Source organism: Microcoleus sp. BROC3 (assembly GCF_036702515.1).
GTDB lineage: Bacteria > Cyanobacteriota > Cyanobacteriia > Cyanobacteriales > Microcoleaceae > Microcoleus.
This window is the reverse complement of the sequence record NZ_JAUBTQ010000106.1, coordinates 1-9172: the sequence shown is the minus strand read 5'-3', so window position 1 is coordinate 9172 and position 9172 is coordinate 1. Positions and strand designations below refer to the sequence as shown.

The following is a 9172-nucleotide window of genomic DNA, read 5'->3' as shown; positions in this document are numbered from 1 at the left end:
TAAGTTATTAATACATTACTTGAAGTTTGACGATATTCCCATTCCTGGGACATTCATACCTTGATTCAGCAACGCCACAGTAATTCTTGAATGCCTAATCCCGTGAGTGCTCATCAAGCCATCCTCAACGCTTTAAGATGCTGCCCTCATCGCTATTTCTAGTCTGGCACTTTCAGCAACAAGTTACGCCCACGCTCGCTACACAACGCCATTTGCGATCGCCAACCCCGTTTTTGAGGAAAACTAAACCAAAACCGCAACACGCCATGCCCAAAATCCCTGAGTGCGACCATTGTCTCCTCGCTCACCCGCAACCCACACCTCATCTGTGCCGTCCATCCCACAGGCTCAGACACCGACACTTGCCCGGACTTTCAAGAAAACCCTAACACTGAACCCGATGAACTGTGGGAACCCGAACGGGCAAGCTACTATGGCGGCCAACTTATCCTGCAACGCCCGGCAACGGTGGACACCAAGCAGCAGTTAGAGCTGCTGGACACGCATCCACTGTTTACCGGCCGGTGTCCCCAATGTGAAATGACTTACCCCCAATATGAAACGCCGCCTGTTCATTGAGATTGTTCGGCTTGCGGATGGATCGATGATTCGGTTTGAGGTGATGGTTGACAACGATAATTATCAGCAACGGGAAACACTCGCTCGACACCCCACTTGAAAGTGCAGCCGACTAATCCCCCAACAAACACCCAAAACGCGCATTGAGGCAGCACGGTTAACAACACAATCTCATGAGGGCACAATTGCCAAAAGCGAAACATGAGCTCACTTTTGTTGAGTAAATTACTATGTTACAATCAGCTCCGATAATAATTAAGTTTTCAAATCAGCCTTAACCTCACGCTCAATTTCCTTGCAATCGGTAGAATAACAATGACTATCAACTTAGCTGGCTATCAATTCGTTGAAACCCTCCACAGTGGGATAAGAACTTCAGTCGATCGCGCTCGGAAGGATTCGGACTTTTCCAGCGTGATCGTCAAAACGCTAAAGGCTGAGTATCCCACTCTTTCTGACATCACCCGCTTGCGGCATGAATATCAAATTCTGCAGAGCTTGAACGTAGAAGCGATTATCAAAGCCATTAGTTTAGAAAGCTATAAAAACGGTTTAGCACTGATATTAGAAGATTCAGGCTCCGAGGCTCTCAACGATTGGATGAAGGGTGAAAAAATCACAATCATTCAATTTCTTTCTTTGGGTCTCCAGCTTGTCTCTGCCTTAGCAGAACTCCATAAACATAATATTATTCATAAAGATGTAAAACCACAAAATATTATCATCAACCCAGCCACTGAAAAAGTTAAAATTATTGATTTCAGCATCGCTTCGCGCCTGGAGCGAGAAAATTCGACGCTCAGCCATCCAGATTTGCTCGAAGGCACACTCGCCTATATGTCCCCAGAACAAACTGGCCGGATGAATCGGTCAATTGACTACCGCACTGATTTTTATTCACTCGGCGTTACCTTCTATGAAATGCTCACAGGCGAGTTGCCTTTTAATTCCACCGACCCGCTGGAATTGGTACACAGCCATATTGCCAAAACTCCCATTCCCCCTCACCAGCTAAATCCTGAAATCCCACCCCAAATTTCAGCGATTGCGATGAAGTTATTAGCTAAAAATGCTGAAGACCGCTACCAAAGCACTGAAGGACTAAAATTTGATTTAGAAACTTGCTTGATCAAACTACAGGCTAGCGGAGATATTTCCAACTTTGTTGTTGGAAGTGCAGATAAAGCAGGGCAATTAAATATACCGCAAAAGCTCTACGGTCGCGACCAAGAAATTGAAAAAATTCTAGAAACTTTCGATCGCGTTGCCAGTGGCACCAGCGAATTAATGCTGGTTTCCGGCTATTCCGGGATAGGCAAAACAGTTTTGGTGAATGAAGTTCACAAACCCATTGTGCGGCAACGAGGCTATTTTATTGCGGGGAAATTTGACCAGTTCAAGCGCAATATTCCTTATGTTTCCCTGATGCAAGCATTCCAATCCTTAACTCAGCAACTTCTAACCGAAGGCGAAGTAGAAATCCAAACTAGGAAAGAAAAACTGTTATCCGCTTTAGGCGATAACGGACAAGTCATCATTGATGTTATCCCTGAAATCGAATTAATTATTGGCAAACAGCCACCCGTAGCTGAGCTAGGGGCAACTGAAGCTCAAAACCGTTTCAGTCGCGTCTTTAAACAATTCATTGGCGTATTTACGACTATTGACCATCCCTTAGTTATCTTCCTCGATGACTTGCAGTGGGCGGATTCGGCATCGTTGAAATTAATAGAATTGCTAATAACTGATTCTGATAGCAAGTATTTATTGCTGATTGGGGCATATCGAGATAACGAAGTTTCTCCAACTCATCCGACTATTCAAATGATTGACAAGATTCGCCAAACTGGTGCGACGGTGAATAATATTGTCCTTCAACCATTAGACCTGGTTCATGTCGAAGAATTAATTGCGGATACTTTAAATGAATCGGGCGGTTCGGAATCCCTGTCTGTAAAGACGCGAAATTTCGCGTCTCTACTTTTTAATAAAACGCAGGGCAATCCTTTCTTCATAAGTCAACTCCTCAAAACTCTCTATCAAGAAGATTTGTTGACTTATGATTTATATTCTGGCGTCTGGCAATGGAATATCGACCAAATTCAAGCGATCGGCATCACCGATTACAATGTTGTCGAACTGATTGCTAGAAACATACGCAAATTGCCCGAAGATACACAAAAAGTATTAAAACTGGCTGCTTGTATTGGCAACAGTTTTAACTTAGAAGTTTTGGCGATTGTCAATCAGGAATCATCCTTAGTCACGGCGGCGCAATTGTGGGAAGCACTTCAAGCAGGGTTAATTTTACCTTTGAGCAATGAATACAAAATTCCCCTCGTATTTACTCAGGAAGAATCTGGCCGTTTTACCTTAACTGATGTGAAGGTTGACTACAAGTTTTTACATGACCGGGTGCAGCAAGCTGCCTATTCTTTGATTCCAGATGAGCAGAAAAAAGAAACCCACTTAAAAATCGGTCAACTGCTGTTGCAAAGTACAACGCCAGAAGACCGAAAAGAAAATATTTTCGCTTTAGTTAACCAACTCAATTATGGTACTGACTTACTTACCACTGAATCCCAAAAATATGAACTAGCCCAATTAAATCTGATTGCAGGTCAGAAAGCGAAAGCTGCTACAGCCCACGATTCCGCCGTCAAATATTTGCAAGTAGGTTTATCTCTGCTAGCGGTAGATAGCTGGGAGAATCGGTATGAACTGACATTAAGTCTGCATGAGGAAGCAGCAGAATCAGCATATTTGAGTGGTGATTTTGATACAATGCAGAGATTCGTTGAGATAGTACAAAACTGCGCCAAAACGCTGCTGGACAAAGTGAAAGTGTACGAAGTCCAGATGCAGGCTTACATAGGGCAGAACAGGCTGCTAGAAGCGGTTAATACAGCGCTACAAGTTTTAAAGCTATTAGGGGTCGAGTTTCCCTCTGAGCCGAAACCGTCCGATATTGGGCAGGCACTAGGCGGAACTGCGGCAATTTTGAGTGGAACGCGAATTGAGGATTTAATTGACCTGCCTCGAATGAGCGATCGCTATAAACTAGCAGCCATCAAACTTTTATCAAGTATCTTTGCTCCTGCATATATTGCTGCTCCTACACTGTTGCCGTTGACGGTGTGCAAACAAGTAGATTTATCCGTCCAATATGGTAATGCTTCTGTTTCTCCCATTGCTTATGCCAATTATGGTCTTCTGCTTTGCGGAGTTGTGGGAGATATTGATTCGGGTTATCAGTTTGGTCAATTAGCTTTAAGTCTGCTGTCAAAGTTAAATGCTCAAGAAATCAAAGCCAAAACAGTCGTCATAGTAAATATATTTATCCGACCTTGGAAAGAGCATCTGAGACAAACATTAGAGCCTTTGCTATCAGCTTACTCTAGCGGATTGGAAATGGGAGATTTAGAATTTGGTGCTTTTGGTCTATTGGTGTACTCTTATTTCTCTTATTATACCGGCAAAGAACTGACTGCCCTTGAAAGAGAAATGGCAATCAACAGAAATGCTATTCATAAAATTAAGCAGAAAACAGCGCTTAATTATCACGAAATTTATTGGCAGGCTACCTTAAATCTGCTCGGAAAAAGTGAAAACACCTGCCGTCTCCAGGGTGAAGCCTGCGATGAGCAGATAAGATTGCCCCTGCACCAGCAAGCAAACGACAAAGCGGCAGTTGCCTACATATATTTAAATAAAATTATACTTTGTTATTTATTTGAAAATTACTCAGAAGCGATTGAAAATACTGAGAGAGAAGAGAACTATTTGGACGCATTAGTCGCAACACCTCATCTTCCTCTATTCCATTTTTACGATTCTTTAGTACGGTTAGCGGTGTATTCCCCTAGCCCCGCGCCTGGGCAACATAAAATTTGCGATCGCGTACAAAGTAATCAAGAAAAAATGCAAAACTGGGCGGCTTATGCCCCCATCAATCATCGGCATAAATTATATTTAGTAGAAGCAGAAAAGCATCGGGTTTTAGGCGAAAAAGTAGAAGCAATGGAGATGTACGACAAAGCGATCGCTCTTGCTAAAGAAAACGAGTATATCAACGAAGAAGCACTAGCTCACGAACTCGCTGCCAAATTCTATTTGTCATGGGGTAAAGAAAAGATTGCCCGCACCTACATGACCGATGCTTATTATGCTTATATGCACTGGGGAGCTTTAGCTAAAGTTAAACATCTAGAAGAAAAATACCCGCAATTAATAGCGCGAGCCTCTGTGGTCACCGAAACCCCTTTCGACCCTACGAGGACAATTCCTCCTTTGACCATTACAGGCGGTCAAACAGAGTTGCTAGACTTGGCAACTGTAATGAAAGCATCTAGTGCCATTTCTAGCGAAATTGTTCTACCTAACTTGCTCACCAAGTTAATGAAAATTTTGATAGAAAACGCAGGCGCTGAAACAGGATCGCTTATTCTCTCAAAAGAGGGTCAACTTGTTATAGAAGCGGCGGGGACTAAAGATCAAGTCCGAGTGCTGGAATCTTTACCAGTATCAACTTCTGGGCTAGTGCCTATCTCGGTACTTAATTACGTCACCAGAACTCAGAAAGATGTCGTTTTAAATGATTCCAGCCGCGAGGAAATCTTTAACGCCGACCCCTACATTGCCCAACACAAACCAAAATCAATTTTGTGTGCGCCTATCCTATCTCAAGGTAAGTTAAGTGCCATCCTGTACCTAGAAAACAACGTGATTGCTGGCGCTTTCACGCCGAAGCGGGTAGAAGTGTTGCGGATGCTATCGGGACAAGCTGCGATCGCCTTAGAGAATGCCAACCTCTATCACACTTTAGAAGTCAAAGTAGAAGAGCGGACCGAGGAATTAAAAGCCAAAAATACGCGCCTAGAAGTAGAAATTCAAGAGCGACAGCGAGCCGAGCAAGCGGCCGAAGCCGCAAACCGCGCCAAGAGCCAATTTCTCGCCAACATGAGCCACGAACTTCGCACACCGCTCAACGGCATTTTAGGTTATACCCAAATCCTCAAACGAGACATAGATTTAACCAGTCAGCAAATTTCTGGTATTAACATCATTCATCAGTGTGGCGAACACCTCCTAACTCTAATCAATGACGTTCTAGACCTCTCTAAAATCGAAGCCGGAAAAATGGAACTCTACCTCACCGAGTTTCACCTGTCAGACTTTCTCCAAGGCATTACTGAAATCTGCCAGATTCGCGCCCACCAGAAGGGAATCTCTTTGATTTACGAACCGGTAACTCCACTTCCCACTTGCGTCCAAGCCGATGAAAAAAGGTTGCGGCAAATTCTCATCAACTTACTCGGTAATGCCATAAAATTCACAGAAAAAGGAGGCGTTAGTTTTAAAGTAGACAGACTGGACACTCAGCAATCTTTGTCATCACCAATCGCCAATCCCCAATCCCTAACAGCGAAATTTATTTTCCAAGTAGAAGATACAGGCATTGGCATCGCGCCGGAGGAACTCTCAAAAATATTTTTGCCCTTCGAGCAAGCCAGCGGTTCAGTTAGCCAGATAGAGGGGACAGGATTAGGGCTGCCAATTAGTCGCCAATTAGTGGAGATGATGGGCGGCGAACTGAAAGTACAAAGCTCTTTAGGTAAAGGCAGTATTTTCTGGTTTGAGTTAGAGTTGCCTATTACCGAAAGCTGGGAAGGGTATCAAAAAGAACCTGAAAAAATTATCAGGAGTTTCTCAGGCGAGCGGCGGAAAATTTTAGTCGTTGACGATCGCTGGCAAAATCGCTCTGTCCTAGTTAATCTTTTAGCTCCCATTGGGTTTGAATTAATGGAGGCAACGGACGGTCAAGACTGCGTGAATAAAGCGCTGTTATTTCAACCGGACTGTATTATAATTGACTTAGTAATGCCAGTCATGGACGGCTTTGAAGCCGTGAGGCGGATCAGAAAAATCCCTCCATTGAAGGATGTAATCGCGATCGGAACTTCTGCTAGCATTTTATCCGGCGATCCCCAAAGCATTTTCCACGCTGGTTGCAACGCTTTTCTCCTCAAACCAATTCGGGCAGAAAAGTTATTAGAATGCTTGGGCAACCATTTAGGTTTAGAATGGGTTTATGATGAGCGAACAACTTTCAGTTCAGAAGGTATCTTCACCCATCCCCCTTCCCAAATCCAAGACCAACAACTGATTGCTCCCCCTTCGGAAGAAGTTGCAGTCCTGTTCGATTTAGCCATGAAAGGTGAACTCCTCAGTATTGAGAAGCGAGCCAGCAAGCTGAAGGCAATAGATATGCGTTATGCACCTTTTGCCAATCAGTTGCTTGAATTAACCAAAAACTTTGAAGAAGACAAATTAGTAGAATTTGTTCAACAGTTTAGATGAGGACTAAAAATGACTAGCGAATCTTTAGACAGAGGAACTATTTTAATTGTGGATGATACGCCCACTAATCTGGGTTCAGTATTGGATTTTTTGAGTACATCTGGCTTCACTGTTTGGGTAGCTCGCAGTGGGTCTAACGCTCTCAAAAAAGTGCAATATTGCCAGCCGGATTTAATTTTGTTGGATGTTCTGATGCCAGAAATGGACGGATTTAAAACCTGTCAACATCTAAAAGCAAATGACTTAACTAAAGATATCCCCGTCATTTTTATGACCGCGCTGGACGATACAGAAAGCAAAGTCAAAGGCTTTAATGTGGGGGGAGTTGATTATATTACTAAGCCCCTTCAACAGGAAGAAGTTTTAGCTCGGGCTATCACGCACCTGAATCTGCGAAATCTAACTAAAAAGCTTCAGTCGCAAATTGTCGAGCGCGAGCGAGCGCAAGCCGACCTACAAGTTTTGACACAAGAGCTAGAGAGGCGAGTAGAAGAGCGCACCGCTGAACTTTCCCAAACGAATGAACGCCTCAAACAGGAGGCTGCTGAACGCAAGCTTGCAGAAGCAGCTTTGCAAGCATCGGAAGCGCGAGAGCGGCACAAAGCCCTACAGCTCGAAAATTCCCTGCACGAACTCAAGCAGGTGCAAAGCCAGCTCATTCAGAGCGAAAAAATGTCCGGGCTAGGCCAACTCGTAGCTGGCGTAGCTCATGAAATCAATAATCCAATTAATTTTATTTATGGAAATCTTTCCTATGCTCTGGAATATTCAAAAGCTTTGGTCACTATCCTTGACCTCTACGAAAAGCACTATCCTAATCCGGCTCCAGATATACAAGCAGAAATCGCAGCAAGCGAGCTAGATTATCTCAAAGACGACTTGCCTAAATTGTTCAAATCGATGTACTTAGGAGCCGATCGCATCCGCGAAATCGTTTTATCTTTGCGCCTCTTCGCACGGCAAGAAGGATATGAAATGAGATCGGTCAACCTTCACGAAGGCATTGACAGCACGCTAATGATTTTACAGAGCCGACTAAAATTTAAGTCAGACCGCCCCTCGATTGAAGTGGTGCGGGACTATTGCCCAAACCTGCCTGAAGTGGACTGTTATGGGGGAGAAATGAATCAGGTATTTATGAATGTACTTGCAAATGCGATCGATGCTATTGACGAGTGGAACACGCAGAGATCGCTAGAAGAAATTAAAGCGAATCCTAGCGTGATTCGGATTAGCACAGAAATAACCAGCAACAATTACGTAGCTGTCCGAATTGTGGACAATGGGCCAGGGATATCGGAAGAGGTTCGTCGCCACGTATTTAACCCGTTTTTTACGACAAAACCCCCCGGTAAGGGCACAGGTATTGGGCTATCGATTAGCTGGCAAATTGTAGTGGAAAAACACCGGGGAAGCTTGGGGTGTATTTCTGCACCAGGCGGGGGAACAGAGTTTACTATTGAGATTCCGATTCGGCAGGAGTCTCCTGTCTTGTCGCTGTCAGCTTGATGTTGTGCAAAAAGTTAGTGAATCTATGGGGTTGATTTTTTAGGACAATTTCAGGATAGCAAGTTAAAAAATTTAGGGGCGATCGCGCTTCGATGTTACTCTCTAACCCACCACTGATTTCTCACCTACAGAATGAAGTATTCGGGTGCGATAGCCCTCAAAAAAATCCACCTGTAAATAATCTGGATTTTTAACAAATTGGAGTTTAGACTAAGCACGTCTTAAAGCGCGGTTAGATTTCAAATTAAGAACGGCAATGGTCGCTGGTGAAGAGCTATGAGGCGAGGCTCAACCACTAGCATAGGGCTTGCTGAATAATCGAGCGCAGTTGACGTGGCGAAAGGTTATTCGATCGCGCGATCGAGAGTAAAGTCGCCGTGATAAACAGGTAAAATAGGTCAAAAGCCGTGCATCACCACCTGCGATCGTGTACCGAAAAGTTGAGCTTGCCCCAAAACCCCCATCCGAGTTTGAACTGCCCTTCGGAGGAAGCTTGTCACTCCTTCAACCGTTGGGTAAAAATGGCCCAACTAATCCCGTGGTCAGAGTTTGAATCAGAATATGCCCAAAATTTCCCCACAGAAATGGGGGCACCGGCCAAATCCTTTCGGATGGCGTTGGGAGCATTAATCATCAAAGAAAAACTTGGAATTAGCGATCGTCCAAGAGTAGAACAGATCCGTGAAAACCCCTATCTACAATACTTTATTGGTCAATCAAGCTA

General features: G+C 44.0%; 2 protein-coding genes and 1 pseudogene. All 3 read left to right on the top strand.

Translation table 11 applies throughout. The features are described from left to right. Positions 1 to 894 precede the first annotated feature (894 nt). Positions 895 to 6939, top strand: a complete 6045-nt coding sequence (locus QUB30_RS32205; RefSeq protein ID WP_333342183.1) for an AAA family ATPase — start codon at positions 895 to 897, stop codon at positions 6937 to 6939. Between the two features lie 9 nt (positions 6940 to 6948). Further along, entirely contained in the window at positions 6949 to 8448 is a 1500-nt protein-coding gene (locus tag QUB30_RS32200; RefSeq protein WP_333342181.1) for a response regulator, read from the top strand. A gap of 427 nt (positions 8449 to 8875) precedes the next feature. After that, positions 8876 to 9172 (top strand): annotated as a pseudogene (locus QUB30_RS32195) (transposase); the annotation flags it as partial.

Bases quoted from the DNA above. Each gene is read 5' to 3' on its own strand.
- QUB30_RS32205 (WP_333342183.1), top strand. From the start codon at position 895: ATGACTATCAACTTAGCTGGCTATCAATTCGTTGAAACCCTCCACAGT.
- QUB30_RS32200 (WP_333342181.1), top strand. From the start codon at position 6,949: ATGACTAGCGAATCTTTAGACAGAGGAACTATTTTAATTGTGGATGAT.